Below are 20,542 nucleotides of genomic sequence, written 5' to 3'. Positions count from 1 at the left end.
GTATCTTTGCAAGCGACAGACTAAAAACCACCTATGAGCGAAGATATCCTTGACAAGAAAGATACAAGCAATTCCCCTAACGAAGAGCATTCAGACTATACTCCTGCTGCGGCTGCCGACGGCGATGTGAAGCACCAGCTGACAGGCATGTACCAGAACTGGTTTCTGGATTATGCCTCTTATGTCATTCTGGAACGTGCGGTGCCGCATGTCAACGACGGGCTGAAGCCTGTCCAGCGGCGTATCCTGCACTCCATGAAGCGGCTTGATGACGGGCGTTACAATAAGGTTGCAAACATTGTGGGCCATACCATGCAGTTTCATCCGCACGGCGATGCTTCCATCGGCGATGCCTTGGTGCAGTTGGGGCAGAAGGACTTGCTGATAGACTGCCAGGGAAACTGGGGGAATATCCTTACCGGCGACAGCGCCGCGGCTCCGCGTTACATCGAGGCTCGTCTGTCGAAGTTCGCTCTTGATGTGGTGTTCAATCCGAAGACAACCGAGTGGCAGGCTTCGTATGACGGACGGAACCGCGAGCCGGTCACTCTTCCGGTGAAGTTCCCGCTTTTGCTTGCCCAGGGAGTGGAAGGCATTGCCGTCGGACTTTCTTCGAAGATTCTGCCTCATAACTTCAACGAAATATGCGATGCGGCAATAGCGTACCTCAAGGGAGAAGAGTTCCGGCTGTATCCTGACTTCCAGACAGGAGGGGCGATCGATGTGTCGCGCTACAATGACGGCGAGAGAGGAGGAGTGGTGAGGGTGCGCGCCAGGATATCGAAGATTGACAACAAGACGCTCTGCATCACGGAGATTCCCTACGGAAAGACTACTTCTTCGCTTATCGACTCAATTCTGAAAGCGATTGAAAAGGGAAAGATAAAGGTCCGCAAAGTGGACGACAATACGGCCGGAAAGGTGGAGATCTTGATCCATCTGGCTCCGGGCGTTTCTTCAGACAAGACGCTTGACGCGCTGTATGCCTTTACAGACTGTGAAGTGAACATCTCGCCCAACTGCTGTGTCATCGACCACAAAAAGCCGCATTTCCTTTCGGTAAGCGACGTGCTTCGGAGGTCTGTGGACAATACGCTCGACTTGCTGCGCAAGGAACTGAATATCCGGCGGGATGAAACGCTGGAAACCTTGCATTTCGCTTCGCTGGAGAAAATCTTCATCGAAGAACGGATCTATAAGGACAAGCAGTTTGAACAGGCTGAAACGATGGATGCGGCTTGCGAGCACATTGACGAACGGCTGACTCCGTTCTATCCGCAGATGGTGCGTAAAGTGACCAAGGAGGATATCCTGAAGCTGATGGAAATCAAGATGGCGCGTATTCTGAAGTTCAATAAAGACAAGGCGGACGAGTTCATTGCCCGTCTGAAGGCTGACCTGGAGGAAATCGACAATCATCTGGCGCATATAGTGGAGTATACGGTCGACTGGTTTGCACGCCTGAAGGAGAAGTACGGCGCGCATTATCCGCGCCGCACCGAAATCCGCAACTTCGATACAATCGTGGCGACAAAGGTTGCCGAAGCCAACGAAAAGCTCTACATAGACCGCGAAGAGGGCTTTATCGGTACGGGGCTGAAGAAGGACGAGTTTGTGTGCAACTGCTCAGACATCGACGATGTGATAATCTTCTATAAAGACGGGAAATATAAGATCGTCCGTATATCCGACAAGCTTTTTGTAGGCAAGAATATCCTGTATGTCAACGTGTTCAAGAAGAACGACAAGCGTACCATATATAATGTCATTTATCGTGACGGAAAAGAAGGGTATTATTATATCAAGCGTTTCAACGTGACTTCGATGATACGTGACCGTGAATATGATGTGACGCAGGGGAATCCCGGCTCAAAGATTGTCTATTTCACGGCTAACCCGAATGGGGAGGCCGAAGTGATTAAGGTCACTCTGCGCCCCAATCCGCGTATCAAGAAGCTGGTGTTTGAAAGGGATTTCAGTGAAATCAATATCAAGGGACGCCAGTCGATGGGAAATCTGCTGACCAAGTTCGATGTGCATAAAATCAGCCTGAAACAGCGCGGAGGCTCTACGCTGGGCGGACGCAAGGTGTGGTTTGACCATGATGTGCTTCGTCTGAACTATGACGGGCGGGGACAGTATCTGGGAGAGTTCCAAAGCGGTGACAATATACTGGTAGTCATGGAAAACGGCGAATTCTATACGACCGATTTCGACCTGAACAATCATTATGATGCAGGCATCCGCTTTGTTGAAAAATTTGATTCGGAAAAAGTATGGACGGCTGTACTTTACGATGCAGACCAGCAGAACTATCCTTATTTGAAGCGGTTTGCTTTTGAGGCTGGATCAAAGCGTCAGAATTATTTGGGCGACAACAAGCACTCCCAGCTGGTGTTGCTGAGCGGGGAGGTTTATCCTCGCATACAGGTGGTGTTCGGCGGGCACGACCAGTTCCGCGAACCGCTTGTGGTTGAGGCGAGCGACTTTGTGGGGGTGAAGGGCTTTAAGGCGAAAGGTAAGCGTCTGACAACCTATACGGTGGAGCGCATTGAGGAGCTTGAGCCGACACGCGTGCCGGAGCCGGAAACGGATCCGGAAGAGATTGACGAAGCTGTTGACAATGATGTCACGGCCGAAGATAATGACGGACAAATGCATCTGTTTTAGCAAATGAAACGAATCGTATTGTTATCCGCGATATTGGCTTGCATGCTGTGTGTGCTGCGGGCCTCGGCTCAGGAAGACAGCCTGCGCGCCACTCGCTATGTGATGCGTTCGACGATGATAGGAGCGGGGAAGTCGAATGTGTTTGAAACATATCTTTCTCCGGTAGAATACAAGGGACCGGAAGTGCGCATTCTCCACGAGAGCATGCGGATGACACGGCTTATGGACGGAAACGTGTCGGTGCAGAATCTGGTGCAGGCCAGCGGCTCGTATACGAAAAATCGTTCCGGGACAGGTGAGATGTATTCAGGCTTTTTCAACTGGACTTGCGGGCTTCATTACCAGTTCCGTATCAATGATGATCTGAAGATTCTTTTCGGGCCGATGCTTGACCTTACTGTAGGAGGAATCTATAATGTGCGGAACTCTAACAATCCGGCCCAGGCAAAAGCATACGGAAGCATTGACGCTTCGGGCATGCTTGTTTATAAGTTCCGCATCGCGCGCTATCCGATGGTGCTGCGCTATCAGGCCGATCTGCCCGTCTTGGGAGCAATGTTTTCTCCGGAATTCGGCGAATCCTATTATGAAATGTTTTCTTTGGGACACGACGGGCGGCATGTGGCTTTCACGTCTTTCCACAACAACCCTTCACTCAGGCAGATGCTTACGCTTGACTTTCCCGTGCGGAAGGTGGTGATGAGGGTGGGTTATGTCTGCAATATCCAGCAGGCGAAGGTGAACCACTTGAAGTCGCATGTCTATTCGCATGACTTTATGGTCGGGTTTGTAAAGAATCTTTATCTGCTGAAGGGCAGACGCAAGGTCAGTATGCCTAATCGTGTAACTCCCTTTTAATTGACAAAAAGAAATGAAACGTTTGTTGCTGATGCTGTTTATATGTTGCGGATGGCTGTTTGCATCCACGTCCTGCATCCGGGAGGATTTTTCCGGAAACTCCCCTCAAGACAATTTCGAAGCGCTCTGGAAGATAATCGACGAGCAGTATTGCTTCCTCGAATACAAGAATCAGGAGTACGGACTCGACTGGAGCGAGGTTCATACGCGCTATGCCGAGCGCATCACATCGTCGATGGGGGCTGAGGCTTTGTTTGAAGTGCTTTCAGAAATGGTCAACGAGCTGCGCGACGGACATGTCAACCTGAGCAGTTCGATAGGAACATCACAATATCGCGCATGGTTCGACAACTATCCCCGAAACTTCAGCGACAGCATCCAGAGCAATTATTTGAAAAAAGACTATATCAACTCTTCAGGGCTTACTTATCAGATATTGGAAAACAATATAGGCTATGTGTATTGCGAGAGTTTCTCTGACGGTATCGGTGACGGGAATCTCGATCAGATGCTGTATAAGATGAGTGTATGCGACGGCTTGATCGTAGATGTCCGGAATAATGGAGGAGGTGCGCTGACCACAGCGCAAAAGCTGGCGGCGCGCTTTACCAACGAAAAGGTGCTGGTTGGCTACATGTCTCATAAGACCGGCCCTGGCCATAACGACTTCTCAGAGCCGCAAGAAGTCTATCTGGAGCCTTCGGACGGTATCCGGTGGCAGAAAAAATGTGTCGTGCTGACCAACCGCCGTTCATATAGCGCAACGAATGATTTTGTGAATGCCATGAAGCAGTTGCCCAATGTTACGGTAATGGGCGATGTGACGGGCGGAGGTTCAGGGTTGCCGTTCAGTTCGGAACTTCCCAACGGATGGTCAATCCGTTTTTCCGCCAGTCCGATGTTTGATCCCGATATGAACCAGCTGGAGTTTGGCATTGAGCCCGATATTCGAGTTGACATGTTGAGCGAAGACATGCAGGAAGGCAAGGATACAATGATTGAGGAGGCCTGTGGTGTGTTAAAGAACTAAAATAAAATTTGGCTGAAAGAAAAAGAAACGTTATATTTGCAGCCGAAAAAGATTTTTAGCAATCGTTGTGCGCGCCTGTGGCGTAATTGGTAGCCGCGCCAGACTTAGGATCTGGTGTCGTGAGACGTGTAGGTTCGAGTCCTATCAGGCGCACAATTTTACTTTTGAGGATTTCCCGTCAAGGAAATCCTCTTTTTCTTTTCTGTAACTATCTGATAACCTCGCAATTATTGAAAGTGCCTCGTTTTCGTTAAAGGTTCGATAATCATCTTTTTCTTTATCCCACAAAATTCCATTGGGAAAGAGCAGGTTCTGTAATTTCTGCTCTATTTCCAAAGAGGAATTTTTCCATAAAGAATCTAATTTACAGCACATTAAAAACACTTCGTCCACTTCTTCCTTGCGGTTCGATAACTCTTTCTGGCACTGAGCCAACTCCAACTCTATCTTATCCAACTTTCCTTGAAGTTCTTCATTGGTCAACCGATATACATCCTCATCAATATCTCCTGTTCCAAACCTAACTTTACAAGCTTTCAACTTATTCTGATATTCGGTCTTCTGCTTCTTTAAAAGGCTTTCATTCTTCCGTTGTTCTTCATTGTCGGAAAGTATCATTGTTGATATAATATCGTGTAAGATAGGTTTTAAGACCTTTGGAATTTTGTAGGTACGCAAAAGCTCCTCATACTTACTATGCAGTTTCTTTGCCGATACATTGGTTTTACAGCCGTTCAAGTTACATTTGTAGTAGTCAATATTCTTTCTCTTTACAGTGTACGCCGTAAATGGTGTATGGTCTTTACTGCACAATACATGTCGTTTCAAAGGGAAACGGGGTGTTTCCTTCTGATGTTTATACACTCCCGTTTTACCGCTCAATATATCCTGAACACGCAAAAAATCAGCATAACTCACTATGCAAGGTTGATTGCCATCTACTAATTTACCCTCCAACATTTTATGACGGATTTTACCTGCATAAAATGGATTGGTCAGAATGTGATGTAGCTTTTGTTTACTCATCTCCAACCCGTAAGCAGCAAGTTTACTTATTATCTGATGATTTGCAAGCCCTTGTAATTTCCACCTAAAAGCCTTTGCTATCAATTTCCCTTTATCGTTGATTGTAAAGGTAGTTCCCAAGGATTTACCATGTTTATCATACCCCAGTGGCTTGGCTGCCCCACAATATACACCGCTTTCAAGGCAATGTTTACGACCCGATATAAATTTATCGGTACGGTTGCCATTATCCCATTCAGCTAAGGTTAACTTGAACTTAATCATCATTATCCCCTCTCGTGTAGAAGTATCTATAGCCGTAGCAGCCTCAACTATAACTACATTTTGTTTCAGTAGTTCATCTATAATTGTTGAGGCTTGTCCTACATTTCTGCTAAATCTGTCCACAACAGATACGATAATATGAGTAATTGTTTTGTCCTTCTTAATTGCATGATACATTTCTTTTAGTAAAGGACCAGGAGTTTTGGCGGACTCGTGTGTTCCGCCAAAATATCCTTTTATCTTATATCCGTTTTGTTTGGCAAAAGCCTCACATTTACATCTTTGGTCATCCAATGACCCACCGTTATCCTCTTGACGCTTGGTTGATACCCTCGTCCAAATTACACAATTTTTCATAACACTCAATTTTATGTTCGTTAACAAATTTAATACCTATCTCGGCTAATGACGACAAATAGTCGAGTAAAACATTAGCTTCTTTTTCTGAAATTTCTAAATCGTTGAAATATTTCTCATAATATTTGTAATTCACGATTTATCAAACATTTACAATGTGCCTCATGCACTTATTTTTGGTATTTGTTGACCATCCAATAACAATAAAACACTTTGTGCCAAATACCAGATTGCTACCTTTCTGTTTACAATAAACTTACTTTTTCAAAAGATGGTCATCAATTAAAATATTCTTGTTTATCAAAAAGTCAAAGAACTACGTTTTGTGCAAACGTGTCAAAAATATTTTTAAAAACCAAATTATGCGCAAATAATTCGTAACTTTCTAAGAGTATTGATACTTGTATGTGTGATTGCACTTACATTCCGAAGTGATAAACCTTTCTTAAGTAATTGAATTTCTTTCCCGTATTGTTCCTTCATGTCTTTATCTGATTTACGATACCCTGTTTTTCGACCTACTTTCCCACCATTATTACGGAAATTTTGATAACCACTTGCAACTCTTTCCCTAATTGTTTACGCTCCATTCTTGCTACCTCAGCAAGAATGGTAATAAGGAATTGACTCATTGCATTAACTTTACCTTCTTTAGTTAAGGTTTCAATAGCATAATTCTGAATATAAAGACTAATCTCTTTTTTATTCAGCATCTCAATTACTTCCAGCACTTGTAAAGTGTCACGACCTAAGCGACTCAGCTCTGTAACCAACACTTTATCTATATGGTTATTTTCAACATAGTTTACCATATTCAAAAGTTCCGTCCTTTCTTTATTGGATTTTGCCCCCGATATTTTTTCAGCAAATACAGCCTCAACACTCCAGCCGTTAGTGTTTGCCAAAGCTGTTAATTCATTGACTTGTCTGTCGTATTCTTGAAGACCTGTTGATACTCGTGCGAAAATTACCGTCTTTACCATAATTGTTTTAAATATCAATTTATCATATTGCAAATATACATATAATATAATTGTCCTGCAAACGCAAATTGATATAAAATTCAATTTAAACAAATATCTTTGATATTTAAAACAAATATTATAACTTTGCCATAAAAAGTATATGGAAAAAATCTTGGCTGAAAATATAAAACGACTATGTAAGGAACAAGGCAAGCAGTTAAAGGACCTTGCAGCAAGTATGGGGATTGACCCTGCAAGCCTTAATAGAGCGATGTACGGAAACGCCCGTCTTGACACAGTTGAGAAAATAGCGAACGCTTTAGGAGTATCTATTAAAAGTCTGTTTGAACAAGCAGATGATGAAAAGGTGGAAGGTTATATTAAGATAAAGGGGAAAATATATCAATTCTATAGTATCAAAGAATTAGAAACAATTCTGATTAACAACATCTCACAGAATCAACTAATCCTCTAAATACATATAAATAAAATCTACGAAAGCCATCTAAATACCTGATTATATAACAAGCATAAAAGAGCTTTATCAGTTCCTAATTATAGCAACGATAAAGCTCTTTTATTTCAAATTAAGATTATCCCAATCTATAAATAAACTCATTTTTACTCACATCAGGACCAATACAACTCGTCAAAATAAAAAGCATCAGAAAACTCTATTACTAACGAGAATATAGATAAAGCAATTTGCACCCACCCGTGTAAATCTTCCTTTTTTATTACATTAACAACACCTAAAATAAATCCCGTCAATCCGAAAATTAATGGAAATATAAAAAAAGAAGAAAAAGAAAACACATAGCCAAGTTTTACTGCAAATCCATTTGAATTACCTATTATCTGCTGTTTATTATCAGCAATAGGAGCACCACAATGAGGGCAATTAGTCGCTTTATCTGAAATTTGTTGTCCGCAATCTTTACAATAGATTAAAGCCATTCCCTAATTACAATATATACATTTGCAAAATGGCTATAATAAAACCAACAATACTTATCAGTAATGCACTTTTTGCTTTTGACGGATACTCATTCTTTTTCACGAAGAAATAAATAAAGCCAACTAAAGGTATTAAAAAGCATAAAATCCACATTCCAATACCCAACTTATCCTTTTTCATCAAATGTCCAGTACTATTATACAACTCGTAATAGAAGTAAGAGAATGCAGAATAATATAATTTACATGTATAGTTCTCCTGAGATTCAATTGGAAGTTTTATATGAAATGTCATGCCATTACAACGTAATGCAATATCCATAAAAGAAGATTGAATAGGAATATCTAATTCAAAACCATCATTATAAGAATATAATCCCAAAGACTTCCCATTAACAACAACCTCCATAGATGTCTTTGTCACAGCATATTTCCCTTTCCAAACAAGTTTAAGTATTGCTTCTTTGTTTTCTGTCGAGGAAAGAGGAGCACCACAATTCGGACAATTAGCAGCCTTATCTGAAACGCTCTGTCCACATTCATTACATTGAATTAAAGCCATAATAAAATAACTCTCACTCAGACCCAAAGTGTAAATATAAAAAATGGAACAATCGGCATATAAGAAAAGTGTGAGTCTGTTAACTCTCATCCTAATGATAGGCTCTCGACTGCCCGTAAAGTAGACAAGAAAACAGCTCACACCTTTGGCTGTATATGTAATGAATACATATATACGAAACCAAAGGAAAACCGTCTTTGCTCTTCCAACTTTACAGATGAGGTGTCGAGATTCATCATTATGGAACAAAGCTAAACGCTTCCCTAAATATGTCTGCTATTATTTTTTATAGTAGCACAGCAAAGATAGTAAGAATTTAGCAATTACGGTTTGTTGTGAGCTGTTATTTATCACAAAGTTACACTATTTCTCAATAATAGTTCAAATATAGTTGATTCTAAGTAATCTTTTAAATTAGAATGACACAAAAATAACGTATCAGTATAGTCTTTTATTAGATTATATTGATACGTTTTAATTTTGATACTAATATCGTAATTTATAACAACTTATACATAATATATAAATGTTGACAGAGTGGGTTGTTATAACTCCATGAAAAAAAGAATTAAATAGGTTTATGCAGCTACCTTACCACATAAATTTTCCCAAGTTATACGGTCTTTACCCTTTTCAAAGCGAATAACGCTATTTAAGTGATAATAGAACATGTCTTCCAACATTACTTCGTCAATCATATAATAATTGAAAAATAAACCACGGTTTTCCAAGTAGTCCTTTATTTCTTGATTATTTAGGTGAACCTCAGTACGATATAACTTTTGGGGATTACCGTAGTAATTGAGAATGTAATCTTTACCCGAACTATTTTTTATTTCTGCTATCTTGTCATAAGTCGCTATAGTAATTCCTTTTGACTTATCCTTGATTGCGTTTTTCTGCTTGACATTAATAGTCATGTATTTATCTGTCTTGTTGAGGCTGCCGCTCGTTGTGTAAGTTATTTCTGCACGGTCACTATCACGGTCTTTTATCCTTTTCCCATTCAAAATGGTTGTTACGGTCTTATCCTTTATTAAATTCCGTAATACCTTACTAACATTGAAAGGAGTATCTTTGCAAAGGTCTAATACCGTTATGTTGTTTGGCTCTAAACCTAATTTTGTTGCAATATAGCCCAAATAAAATTGGTCATTCGTGTATAAACTGTGATTATTTAGGCTTATCCAGACTTTTAACATACCATTATTATGAAGGTTGTTTGGTTCTCCTACATTTCTGATATTAAACTTTAACTGGCCGAACTCTATTTCGTTCTCTTTATCTTTATATATAATGTTATAGACATTATCATAGTATCGACCTTCAACTCGAACTAATTGAAATTCATAAAGGTCATAAGTTTCACCATATTCAAGTTCTTTTATCCTATCATAATGATAGCAGTCTATGACTTCAAAACATACCGTTAAGGCATCTATCACAATTTTTCGTTTACATACTCTCTTCATTACTTTCAGTATTTTTACTCTCATTATTTTTATCGACTGGTTTATCGGGTATGGTCTTCCAATAAGCTTTCATACTGTTACTAATGGCTTGTTTATGACTATCGGTTAAACTTCGCCCTTTTAATCTATTACTAATACGTAATTTGCTCTTATCATTCATTTGTCTATATAGCCTCATATTATAATGTGTTTATATATAAATATTAAGTAAAGTAGAAAAAGTAGGTATAGTAGAAAATTATTTTTTCAGATAACAGCAAGAAAAATAAATAAAAAACAGATTTTATACACAACCTACTAAAAAAGTACCTATGTTCATAGAGGATACACACGTCAAAACTCCATTTAAGTACATTGTAAGCCAATTATTAAAGAATGGTCTTTTACTAACCGTGTCAAAACTTCATTAAATCATATCCTTCATCATGCAAATAATGACAAAAATCAATGATTTTGAAGAAATCTTCTTTGAAGGTTCGATAATCTTTCATATATTCGCACAGACTATCGTGCCGGCCAAACGGCATAAACGAAAGACACCAGGCTGGAGGGTGATTGAAGCTCGATGAGAGAACCCCAGCCTGGTGTCTTTTTAGTATTCTGTCTGATTTAGATGCTGAATGCGTCAAATCCTCCGTCAACAACCACCACAGCGCCCGTTACGAAGCTTGAAGCGTCGCTGATAAGATAATGGATGGTGCCGTACAGTTCTTCCGGCTTTCCGAAACGGCCGTAAGGCGTATGCGCGATAACAGACTGCATGCGTGGGGTCGGCGTGCCGTCAGGGTTAGTCATTAGGGAGCGGTTTTGTTCCGTGAGAAAGAATCCCGGAGCAATGGCATTGACACGGATGCCTTCGCCGAACTTCGTAGCCATTTCGATTGCCATGTATTTGGTGTAGTTGGCGATTGCAGCTTTTGCCGCGCTGTAGCCTACGACACGGGTCAAGGGCCGGAAAGCCGATTCGGAACAGAAGTTTACGATTACACCTTTCTTCTGTTCAACCATTGCAGAAGCGAATACAGTTGTAGGCAATACCGTTCCGAAGAGATTCAGGTCGACAACTTTTCTGAAAGCGTCGATGTCAAGGTCAAAGAAAGTCTTGTCGGGCGGGATGATTGCTCCGGCCATGTTGCCTCCCGCACCGTTCAGAAGCACGTCGATGCGTCCGTATTTGTCCAGAATTGTTTTTCTGTCGGCTTCCAGAGCTTCTCTGCTCATCACGTCCGTTTTCAGAAACATGGCTTCACCGCCTTGGCTCTTGATGTCGCTTACCAGTGCGTTCCCCACTTCTTCTTTGCGCCCGAGCGCGATGATTATGGCACCTTGTTCAGCAAGGTACTTTGAAATGTTCTTGCACAACACGCCGGTTCCACCGGTCACTACTACTACTTTGTCTTTTACGTTAAACAGTTCGTTTGCCATAATGATTAGATTTGTTTATTGAATTGAATGATTTGAAATTCTGTCTTAATTTTTATTGTGTGCGAACACGGAGTTGTCGTACACGCTATCTAACTGGCTGCAAAGAAGCGATTTTATCGGTAAAAAAGCAAACATGCACTGCCATTTAACAGTATTTTAAACCTTTTTCTTTACCTTTGCCGCAAACAAAAAACAGATATGGAGCCAGAAAAGCATTACGCTCAGAGAATTTCGTCCACAGAGCTGGAATTGGGGAAAGTGAAAGCACGGATCATGCGGGTGAGCATGCTGCGTGTGATATTGTTTGTTGCAGGTATTGTTGGAATCATCTGGCTGTATCCGACCGACAGTTGGATTTTATGGCTATGGGCATGCTGCACGTTTGTTCCTTTCTTTGTGCTGGTAAAGATCCATAACCGGCTTTTTTACCGCAAGGCCTGGCTTGAAGTTCAAAAGCGTGTCAATATGGAAGAACTTGCCGGACTGAAAGGTGATTACAGTTGCTTTGACAGGGGAGATGAATTTGTTGATCCGGAGCATCTCTATTCTTTCGACCTTGACCTCTTCGGCCGTCGTTCTTTGTTTCAGGCCGTTTGCCGCACTTGCACCTGTTTCGGAAAGAAACGTCTGGCACACTGGATGCAGGCGCATCTCAAGACAAAGGCTGAGATTGAGTGCAGGCAGGAGATTGTCAAGGACTTGAGCGTCCGTGCGGACTTTCGTGAGCAGTTCCGGATAACGGGACTTGTGCATCAGGGCAATCCGGATGACGAGGAAAATATACAGAGTTGGATTCAGGCTCCCTGCCAATATGTGAATGCCCTTTGGGTGAAACTCTGCATTTGGGGAGTGCCACTTATTAACAGCCTCCTGTTGATAACTTCTTTGTTCGGCCTGATTTCCGTCCAATGGTTCGGCCTGTCATTCATCTGTTTTGTTATAGTGAGCTTCGGCATCATCAAGCGTGCCACACGGATTCAGGAAGACTACGGCAAGCAGTTGAAAACACTCAACGGATATGCCCGGCTGATTGCGCTTGCCAAGAAGGAAGAGTGGAAATCGGAAGGCATGAACCGCCTGATGGAGCGTTTGGATATGGACGGGAAGTCGCCGGTGGACGCACTGCTACAGCTCTCGAATGAACTCGACCGCCTGGACTTGCGCAACAACCAGTTGCTTTATATCCTTCTTGAAGGAAGCATATTCTTCCAGTTGCAGCAGATTGTGCGCATCGAACGCTGGAAAGAGCGTTACGGAAGGTATGTGATGGACTGGCTGGAAGCGGTGGGAGAGCTTGATGCGCTGTGTTCGTTGGGTACGTTTGCCTACAACCGCCCTCATTATGTTTATCCCGTCCTGACCGACACTCCCTTCTGTTTCCTTGCTTCGGAAATGGGACATCCTCTGATGCCGGAGCAGCAATGCGTGAAGAATGATGCGGCCATACCTTCCCGCCCTTATTTCCTTATTATAACCGGCGCGAACATGGCCGGCAAGAGCACCTATCTGCGCACCATCGGCGTGAACTATTTGCTGGCATGTATCGGCGCTCCTGTCTGTTGCAGGTCGCTCACTCTTTGTCCCAGCCAGTTGGTCACCAGCTTGCGCACCTCCGATTCGCTTTCGGATAATGAATCTTATTTCTTTGCCGAACTGAAGCGTTTGAAGCGGATTATAGATCTGCTGGACGAAGGGAACGAACTCTTCATCATTCTTGACGAGATTCTGAAAGGAACTAATTCGGCCGACAAGCAGAAGGGGTCTTTTGATCTGATCCGCCAGTTCATGCGTCTGCGCGCCAACGGAATCATCGCTACTCATGACCTGCTTCTCGGAAAGCTGGAAGACCAGTTTCCCGGATATATACGGAACTATTGCTTTGAGGCTGACATCACGGATGATGAACTCACGTTTTCCTACAGGTTGCGTGAAGGGGTGGCACAGAACATGAACGCCTGCTTCCTGATGAAGAAGATGGGCATAACCATAGCGGATGAAAAAAGTGCGGACGACCGGCAAAAAAAGTATGGTTGTTCGTGAAAAACTGTATCTTTAGGCTGGAGATATAAATCTTCAGCCTAAAGATGGCTGTTTCTAGCTTAAAGATGTGTATCTCCAAACTGAAGACATGCTTTATCCGGGGATCCGGCGAGTTTTATTAATTTATTATATTGTGATGTTATTATGAAAGACACTGTTGTAGAAAAGGCGTCTTCTGCTGCTTTTGCGGATACCAAGCCGCACTATGAACTGCTTGACGGGCTGCGCGGAGTGGCGGCATTGCTGGTTATCTGGTATCACGTGTTCGAGGGATTCGCCACGAGCCCTTACGACCAGCGGTTCAATCACGGCTATCTGGCCGTTGACTTCTTTTTCATTCTCTCCGGTTTTGTTATCGGGTATGCCTACGATGACCGCTGGCCGAGCGGCAAGATGACATTGAAAAGCTTTTTCAAGCGCCGTCTGATCCGCCTTCATCCCATGGTGGTGATGGGAGCGGTGCTGGGCGCTGTTGCTTTCTGTATGCAGGGATGCGAGAAGTGGGACCATACGGCTGTATCTCTTCCATGGGTCGGTGTGGCTCTGGTGATGGGCTGTCTGCTTTTGCCTGTTTTGCCGGGTACGGGTCCGGAGGTTAGAGGCAACGGAGAGATGTATCCCTTGAACGGGCCAAGCTGGTCGTTGTTTTTTGAGTATGTAGGCAATATTTTGTATGCGCTTTTTATCCGCCGTCTTTCTGTCCGCTGGCTGGCCGTGCTAGTCGGTGCCTCTGCGCTGGGTCTGGCCGGATATGCTGTGGGAAACGGTTCGGGTTACGGCCATCTCGGGGTGGGCTGGACGCTTGCCGGAACCAATCTGCCGGGCGGAATGCTGCGCCTGCTTTTTGCATTTCCTATGGGGTTGCTGATGTCGCGTGTGTTCAGGCCGGTTCATATCCGTGGCGCTTTCTGGCTGTGCAGCCTCATTGTTGCCCTTTTGCTCTCCGTGCCTCATGTGGGAGGAAGCGGTGCGCCTTGGATGAACGGCGTTTATGACACCGTATGCGTGGTTCTTGTCTTTCCCGTACTTGTCTGGCTGGGAGCGTCCGGATGTACTACCGACAGGACCAGTTCGAGGATATGCAAGTTTCTGGGAGATATTTCTTATCCCATCTATATCGTGCATTATCCTTCGATGTATCTGTTCTATGCGTGGGTGTGGAACAATGGTCTGACCTTCGGACAGGTATGGCCGGCTGCCGCGGGCCTGTTCATCGGGAATATTCTTCTGGCATATCTCTGTCTGAAGTTTTATGACGAGCCGGTAAGGAAGTGGCTGAAACGGTTTTACCGTTGACCGGAATAAAAAAGAGGATGCCGCAGCGCGGCATCCTCCTATGCTTAGGTGGAGTTCCAGACTCCGTTCTTTTACTCTTCTACCGGTTGGAAATCTTCTTTTCCTACGCCGCAAACCGGGCAAACCCAATCTTCGGGGAGGTCTTCAAAAGCAACTCCCGGAGCGATTCCTGCATCCGGATCGCCTATTTCAGGATCGTAAACCCAATCGCAAACAGTGCAAACGTATTTTTTCATAATCTGCTTTGTTTTAAGTTAGTAATCATTGTTCGTTTAAATCAAAAACAAATATAAAAAGAATTTGTTCAACTGATTATTGCAATAACATTTTTTTTAATTCTTCAACACCTTCCGAAGCTCCCATGCGGATTACGTTCACCCTTCTTCCAGAGCCGATATGCACCTCTTTAGGGTCGATCAGATAGACAGGTATATCGGCCGGAGCGTAGTTCAGCAGGCCTGCGGCCGGATAGACGTTCAGCGATGTGCCGATGATGACGAAGATGTCGGCTTTCATCACATGGTCGATGGCCGTTTCGATCATCGGGACAGGTTCGCCGAACCATACGATGAACGGGCGCAGCTGGGATCCGTCGGCGGCTTTGTCGCCCATCTTCACGCAGTATTCGTCCGGCTTCAGCTCCTTGATGCACTTCGGATTGTTCGGTTGCAGGCTTGATGTCACTTTTGTCAGTTCTCCGTGAAGATGGATGACATGGCTGCTCCCGGCGCGTTCGTGCAGGTTGTCTACATTCTGCGTAATGATTGTCACGTTGAAATCCTTCTCCAGTTCGGCCAGCAGGATGTGCCCCCGGTTGGGCTTCACGTCGAGCAGCTGCTTTCTCCGCTCATTGTAGAAATTGATGACCAGTTCCGGGTTGGCGGCATAGCCTTCGGGTGTGGCCACTTGTTCCACGGGATATTTCTCCCAAAGTCCTCCCGCATCGCGGAACGTGCTGATGCCGCTTTCAGCGCTCATGCCGGCTCCCGTCAGTACAACCAGATTCTTCATTTTAGTTCCTCCTAATGTTTTGTTTGACTTTACAAATGTAGCGATAAAAATGAATGCATGTGTCCGGAAGTGCTTTCAGTTTATGGAAAAAAGATGAAGGCTCTTTTCTGCGGGATGGATGCATATCTTCTGAAATAAGAAATTTTATCAGTCAAAATTCCTCATATTCATGGAAAAAGGATACCTTTGCCGCGCAAGAATAAAATAATGTAAAGATTTAAATCTATCGTATGGACAAATTCAGTTATGCCATTGGCCTTGGAATCGGTCAGAACTTGTTAAGTATGGGAGCGAAAGACTTGAATGCCGATGATTTCGCCCAGGCTGTAAAAGATGTGCTGGAAGGTAACAAGACAGCCATTACGCACAATGAGGCGCGTGAGATTGTGAACAATTATTTTGCTGAGCTTGAAAAAAGCGTCAACGAAAAAAATATAGCGCAGGGAAAGGCTTTTCTCGATGCAAACCGGAACAATCCCAATGTAGTGACTTTGCCCAGCGGATTGCAGTATGAAGTGATCAGGGAAGGAAACGGGAAGAAGCCGAAAGCTACCGACCGCGTGCGCTGCCATTATGAGGGCACGCTGCTCGACGGCACACTGTTCGACAGCTCCATCAAGCGCGGCGAACCGGCCGTGTTCGGCGTAAACCAGGTCATCAAGGGATGGGTGGAAGCTCTGCAGCTGATGTCGGAAGGAGCGAAGTGGAAACTCTATATTCCTTCGGAACTGGCATACGGCGTGCAGGGAGCAGGCGATATGATTCCTCCCTACAGCACACTGATTTTTGAAGTGGAATTAATCGAAGTTTTATAATAAAAAATTAGAAAAAGCAAATGAAAAAAGGAACATTCTTTATGGTGCTTGCCGCTGCTGCGGGACTTGCATCATGTGCGCAGGGTCCGAAAGCGAACCTGAAAACTGATGTCGACACGCTTTCTTATATGTTGGGTGCAGCAAACACACGCGGCCTGATGGATTTCGTTCACGGACGTCTGGGCATTGACTCGGCTCACGTGGCAGACTTCATCAAAGGTCTGGAACAGGGCTGCAAGGAAACTGACGCGAAAGAAAAGGCATATCTGGCAGGTATTCAGATTGGCCAGCAGATCAGCAACGACGAAATGTTTGACTATACCAACAAACGTATCTTTGGCGAAGACACAACTAAGACTATTGACAAGGATAACTTCCTTGCAGGATTCATCGCAACGGTGAAGGGACACGGTATGGCTACAGCTGACTCTGCCAATGCGTATGTGGAAGTTAAGTCTGAAGCTATCCGCGTGAAGGCTCTGGAAGAAAAGTTCGGCGAATATAAGAAGCAGAACGAAGACTTCCTGGCAAGCAACAAGTCGAAGGAAGGAATCCAGACTACAGAGAGCGGACTCCAGTATAAAGTGATCAAGATGGGCAACGGTGAAAAGCCGACCGAAAAGTCAAGAGTGAAAGTGAACTACAAAGGTACGCTGATTGACGGAACAGAGTTCGACAGCTCTAAGGACAAACCGGCAACGATGTCTGTAAGAGGTGTGATCAAAGGCTGGCAGGAAGCGCTGAAGATGATGCCTGTAGGATCTAAGTGGGAACTGTATGTTCCGCAGGAACTGGCTTACGGAACTCGTCAGACTGGTAAGATCAAGCCGTTCTCTACGCTGATTTTTGAAGTGGAACTGGTGAGCATCGAGAAATAAACCGATAGATATTATAGACTGTAAGAATCCTTCGTTCTCAAAAAGGGCGGAGGATTTTTTTATGTTGCCCCCGGAAGCAGCTCTTACAGCCCGGTGTCATGAAAGCTTTTGCGGTAGTTCATGGGTGTCAGTCCTGTCATTTTCTTGAACATGCGGTTGAAATAGGTTTGGTCTTCAAATCCCAGCTGGTAGGCGATTTCTTTTATCGGTGTGGTTTCAGTTACCAGTTTGAGCTGGGCATTTTCAATTCTCTTTTTATTGATGTATGCCAGTGGAGTCATGTTGATTTCTTTTTTGAACAGTCTGATCAAGTGGTCTTTCGAAAGGCACGAAACGGCTGCCAGCGCATCGAGGTCGGGATGGCTGTTCAGATTCATGCGGATATACTCCAGCGTTTTGGTGATGCGCTCGTCCCTTACGTATTGTTTGGGCTGGGCAAGATGCAGGAACTGTGCCAGAAGCTGGTAGATTATTCCGCGCGACTCCACTCTTGCGTATAATTCCCTCTGCTTGTTCTTCAGAATGTTCTTGTTCAGTGTGGAATTGTTGTCATAGAATTTCGGGTCTGTCTGCGTAAGTTCCATTTCCGGGCATAGCTCATGCAGTTTCTTGATGCGGGAAAGTATCCCTTTCTCGGCTTTTATTTCTGTCGGCAGTATCCAGTCTTCAAGGATATCGTGCCCCGATTCGTTGTAAATGTGGATGTAGTAGTGCCGGAATTCCTCCCGGCAGATATAGCTGTGCGGAGTGAAGGCCGGCACAATATACATGAAGTCCGGATACAAGTCCTGTGTCTTGTCGGGCAATACGATCTGGGCATGCCCTTCCGTTACGTAATACATGCGCGTAAAGGGACTGCATATGTTTTTGTAGTTCCAGTTGTTCAGGCAGTAGGCTTCTCCTATGTGAAGAACAAGAAAATGCATCTGGTCTATGTCGTTGTTCATTTTGTTTCTCCGCTGGTGATATGCAAAGATAGTCAAAAGGCTTTTGCCCATGCATAAGCGGGTGCGCTTTTTTTCGGCAAAGAAAAAGCAGGAAGTCGATATTGTCCTATTGAATGTCGGATTCGTGTCATTCGTAAATGGCTGGAACGTCTAATTTTGCATTACAGTTCAAAATTAACAACAAATCTCTTATATTATGAGCAAGTATCCTAAAATTGGAATCCGCCCGACCATAGACGGTCGGCAAGGAGGTGTCCGCGAGAGTCTGGAAGAAAAGACAATGAAGTTGGCTCAGGCCGTGGCTGATTTGATTTCATCTCAGGTGAAGTATGCCGATGGCAAGGCGGTAGAGTGTGTAATAGCCGATGGAACGATAGGCCGTGTCGGTGAAAGTGCCGCTTGCGCCGAGAAGTTTGAGCGTGAGGGTGTCGGTGCAACGATTACTGTCACTTCTTGCTGGTGCTATGGATCAGAAACGATGGATATGAATCCTTACTGGCCGAAAGCCGTGTGGGGTTTTAACGGAACGGAACGTCCGGGAGCTGTATACCTTGCGGCAGTGTTGGCTGGCCATGCCCAGAAGGGACTTCCTGCATTTGGCATTTATGGACATGACGTACAGGATGCGGATGATAATTCGATTCCGGATGATGTGGCGGAGAAGATATTGCGTTGGGCACGTGCAGCCATTGCCGTTGCACAAATGCGCGGCCAGAGCTATCTGTCTGTCGGAAGCCAGTGTATGGGCATTGCGGGAAGTATTGTAGACCAGAACTTCTTCCAGGAATATTTGGGCATGCGGAACGAAAGCGTGGATGAAACGGAAATCCTGCGCCGTATGGACGAAGGCATTTATGATCATGAAGAGTTTGAAAAGGCGATGGCCTGGACTGAAAAGTACTGCAAGTCGAACGAAGGATGGGACAAGAATCGTCCTGAACGGCAGAAGACTCGGGAACAGAAGGATGCCGACTGGGAATTTGTCGTGAAAATGACTCTGATTGTCAGAGATCTGATGCAGGGTAATCCGAAACTGCGTGAACTGGGATTTAAAGAGGAGGCTATCGGCCATCATGCCATTGCTGCCGGTTTCCAGGGACAGCGCCAATGGACGGACTGGAAGCCGAACGGTGACTTTACGGAGGCTTTGATGTGCAGCACGTTTGACTGGAACGGCATAAGAAAGGCTTATGTGTTGGCTACAGAGAACGATTCTTGCAATGCCGTAGCAATGCTGTTTGGCAATTTGCTGACAGGATGCGGGCAGATGTTCAGCGATGTGCGTACCTATTGGAGTCCGGAAGCCGTGAAACGCGTAACGGGAAAGGAACTGACGGGTATTGCCTCGAACGGTATGATTCATCTGATCAATTCGGGCGCCACAACGCTGGACGCCACAGGAGCAAGTACGGATGCAGCCGGGAAACCTTGCATGAAGCCTTGCTGGGAGATGACGGAACAGGACGCAGAGGCTTGTCTGAAAGCAACGAACTGGCTTCCGGCCGACCGTGACTATTTCCGTGGCGGAGGTTTCTCCAGCAATTTCTTGTCGAAAGGTGGAATGCCTGTCACCATGTCGCGCCTGAATCTGATAAAGGGACTTGGACCGGTGCTGCAAATAGCCGAGGGATGGACGGCTGATGTAGATCCTGAAATATTTGAGGTGCTCAACAAACGTACAGATCCTACGTGGCCTACAACCTGGTTTGTTCCGCGTTTGTGCAGCAAGCCGGCTTTCCGTGATGTTTATTCTGTAATGAACAATTGGGGGGCTAACCATGGTGCTATCAGCTATGGACATATCGGAGCGGATCTGATAACCTTGGCTTCCATGCTTCGTATACCGGTATGTATGCACAATGTAGAGGACGACAAGATTTTCCGTCCGGCTGCATGGAATGCTTTTGGAATGGATAAGGAAGGGGCTGATTATCGCGCATGTGCTGCATACGGACCCATTTACAAGTAA

17 protein-coding genes, 1 tRNA gene and 1 pseudogene are annotated in these 20,542 nt (G+C 44.6%); 10 read left to right on the top strand and 9 right to left on the bottom strand.

All coding sequences use genetic code 11. From position 1 onward, the window contains the following. Nucleotides 1-33: 33 nt before the first annotated feature. From NW212_RS03105 to NW212_RS03090, 4 genes are all read left to right on the top strand, one after another. Nucleotides 34-2,670, top strand: a complete 2,637-nt coding sequence (locus NW212_RS03105; RefSeq protein ID WP_258337178.1) for a DNA gyrase/topoisomerase IV subunit A — start codon at nt 34-36, stop codon at nt 2,668-2,670. Nucleotides 2,671-2,673: 3 nt separating this feature from the next. After that, nucleotides 2,674-3,528, top strand: coding sequence for a DUF3316 domain-containing protein (locus NW212_RS03100; RefSeq protein WP_258337177.1), 855 nt, complete (start codon nt 2,674-2,676; stop codon nt 3,526-3,528). A gap of 13 nt (nt 3,529-3,541) precedes the next feature. After that, nucleotides 3,542-4,558, top strand: a complete 1,017-nt coding sequence (locus NW212_RS03095) for a S41 family peptidase (protein ID WP_258337176.1) — start codon at nt 3,542-3,544, stop codon at nt 4,556-4,558. A gap of 71 nt (nt 4,559-4,629) precedes the next feature. Then, nucleotides 4,630-4,711, top strand: a tRNA-Leu gene (locus NW212_RS03090). Here NW212_RS03090 and NW212_RS03085 read toward each other — a convergent pair. Both NW212_RS03085 and NW212_RS03080 read right to left on the bottom strand, forming a co-directional pair. Then, a complete protein-coding gene (locus NW212_RS03085; RefSeq protein WP_258337175.1) occupies nt 4,703-6,205 on the bottom strand; it encodes a recombinase family protein in 1,503 nt (500 codons plus the stop codon). The genes NW212_RS03090 and NW212_RS03085 overlap by 9 nt on opposite strands. A 360-nt stretch (nt 6,206-6,565) precedes the next feature. Beyond that, nucleotides 6,566-7,188, bottom strand: a pseudogene (locus tag NW212_RS03080) (recombinase family protein). 142 nt (nt 7,189-7,330) lie between these two features. On the opposite strand from NW212_RS03080, the gene NW212_RS03075 reads away from it, so the two are divergent. After that, the gene (locus NW212_RS03075) at nt 7,331-7,645 is read left to right on the top strand and encodes a helix-turn-helix domain-containing protein (protein WP_258337174.1); all 315 of its coding nucleotides are present in this window, start codon (nt 7,331-7,333) and stop codon (nt 7,643-7,645) included. Between the two features lie 155 nt (nt 7,646-7,800). Here the strand turns inward: NW212_RS03075 and NW212_RS03070 are convergent, their stop codons facing one another. The 4 genes from NW212_RS03070 to NW212_RS03055 form a co-directional block, all read right to left on the bottom strand. Then, complete coding sequence (locus NW212_RS03070) at nt 7,801-8,127, bottom strand: zinc-ribbon domain-containing protein (RefSeq protein WP_258337173.1); 327 nt, start codon at nt 8,125-8,127, stop codon at nt 7,801-7,803. Between the two features lie 7 nt (nt 8,128-8,134). Continuing rightward, nucleotides 8,135-8,689 (bottom strand): zinc ribbon domain-containing protein, encoded by a 555-nt coding sequence (locus NW212_RS03065; protein ID WP_258337172.1) that lies wholly within the window; start codon nt 8,687-8,689, stop codon nt 8,135-8,137. 578 nt (nt 8,690-9,267) lie between these two features. Continuing rightward, nucleotides 9,268-10,185, bottom strand: a complete 918-nt coding sequence (locus NW212_RS03060; RefSeq protein ID WP_258337171.1) for a hypothetical protein — start codon at nt 10,183-10,185, stop codon at nt 9,268-9,270. A gap of 585 nt (nt 10,186-10,770) precedes the next feature. Next, nucleotides 10,771-11,586 (bottom strand): SDR family oxidoreductase, encoded by an 816-nt coding sequence (locus NW212_RS03055; RefSeq protein ID WP_258337170.1) that lies wholly within the window; start codon nt 11,584-11,586, stop codon nt 10,771-10,773. A 198-nt stretch (nt 11,587-11,784) separates the two neighbouring features. Between NW212_RS03055 and NW212_RS03050 the strand changes: the two genes are divergently transcribed. Both NW212_RS03050 and NW212_RS03045 read left to right on the top strand, forming a co-directional pair. Further along, nucleotides 11,785-13,626 (top strand): MutS family DNA mismatch repair protein, encoded by a 1,842-nt coding sequence (locus NW212_RS03050; RefSeq protein WP_258337169.1) that lies wholly within the window; start codon nt 11,785-11,787, stop codon nt 13,624-13,626. Nucleotides 13,627-13,770: 144 nt separating this feature from the next. After that, nucleotides 13,771-14,922 carry an acyltransferase gene (locus tag NW212_RS03045; protein WP_258337168.1) on the top strand — a complete coding sequence of 384 codons (1,152 nt, stop codon included), beginning with the start codon at nt 13,771-13,773 and terminating at the stop codon, nt 14,920-14,922. A gap of 71 nt (nt 14,923-14,993) precedes the next feature. Here the strand turns inward: NW212_RS03045 and rd are convergent, their stop codons facing one another. Together rd and NW212_RS03035 are read right to left on the bottom strand one after the other, a co-directional pair. After that, the gene (gene rd, locus NW212_RS03040) at nt 14,994-15,158 is read right to left on the bottom strand and encodes a rubredoxin (protein ID WP_258337167.1); all 165 of its coding nucleotides are present in this window, start codon (nt 15,156-15,158) and stop codon (nt 14,994-14,996) included. Between the two features lie 76 nt (nt 15,159-15,234). Next, nucleotides 15,235-15,933 carry an NAD-dependent deacylase gene (locus NW212_RS03035; RefSeq protein WP_258337166.1) on the bottom strand — a complete coding sequence of 233 codons (699 nt, stop codon included), beginning with the start codon at nt 15,931-15,933 and terminating at the stop codon, nt 15,235-15,237. Nucleotides 15,934-16,163: 230 nt separating this feature from the next. Here NW212_RS03035 and NW212_RS03030 point away from each other — a divergent pair, with 230 nt between their 5' ends. Together NW212_RS03030 and NW212_RS03025 are read left to right on the top strand one after the other, a co-directional pair. After that, nucleotides 16,164-16,748 (top strand): FKBP-type peptidyl-prolyl cis-trans isomerase, encoded by a 585-nt coding sequence (locus tag NW212_RS03030; RefSeq protein WP_258337165.1) that lies wholly within the window; start codon nt 16,164-16,166, stop codon nt 16,746-16,748. 20 nt (nt 16,749-16,768) lie between these two features. Further along, entirely contained in the window at nt 16,769-17,626 is an 858-nt protein-coding gene (locus NW212_RS03025) for an FKBP-type peptidyl-prolyl cis-trans isomerase (RefSeq protein WP_258337164.1), read from the top strand. 83 nt (nt 17,627-17,709) lie between these two features. Here the strand turns inward: NW212_RS03025 and NW212_RS03020 are convergent, their stop codons facing one another. Further along, nucleotides 17,710-18,573, bottom strand: coding sequence for an AraC family transcriptional regulator (locus NW212_RS03020; protein WP_258337163.1), 864 nt, complete (start codon nt 18,571-18,573; stop codon nt 17,710-17,712). 196 nt (nt 18,574-18,769) lie between these two features. Here NW212_RS03020 and fucI point away from each other — a divergent pair, with 196 nt between their 5' ends. Further along, nucleotides 18,770-20,542, top strand: coding sequence for an L-fucose isomerase (gene fucI / locus NW212_RS03015; RefSeq protein WP_258337162.1), 1,773 nt, complete (start codon nt 18,770-18,772; stop codon nt 20,540-20,542).

The organism is Bacteroides sp. ET225, assembly GCF_024733745.1.
Lineage (GTDB): Bacteria > Bacteroidota > Bacteroidia > Bacteroidales > Bacteroidaceae > Phocaeicola > Phocaeicola excrementipullorum.
Note: the sequence above shows the minus strand (reverse complement) of the source record. Positions and strands in the feature narration are given on the sequence as shown.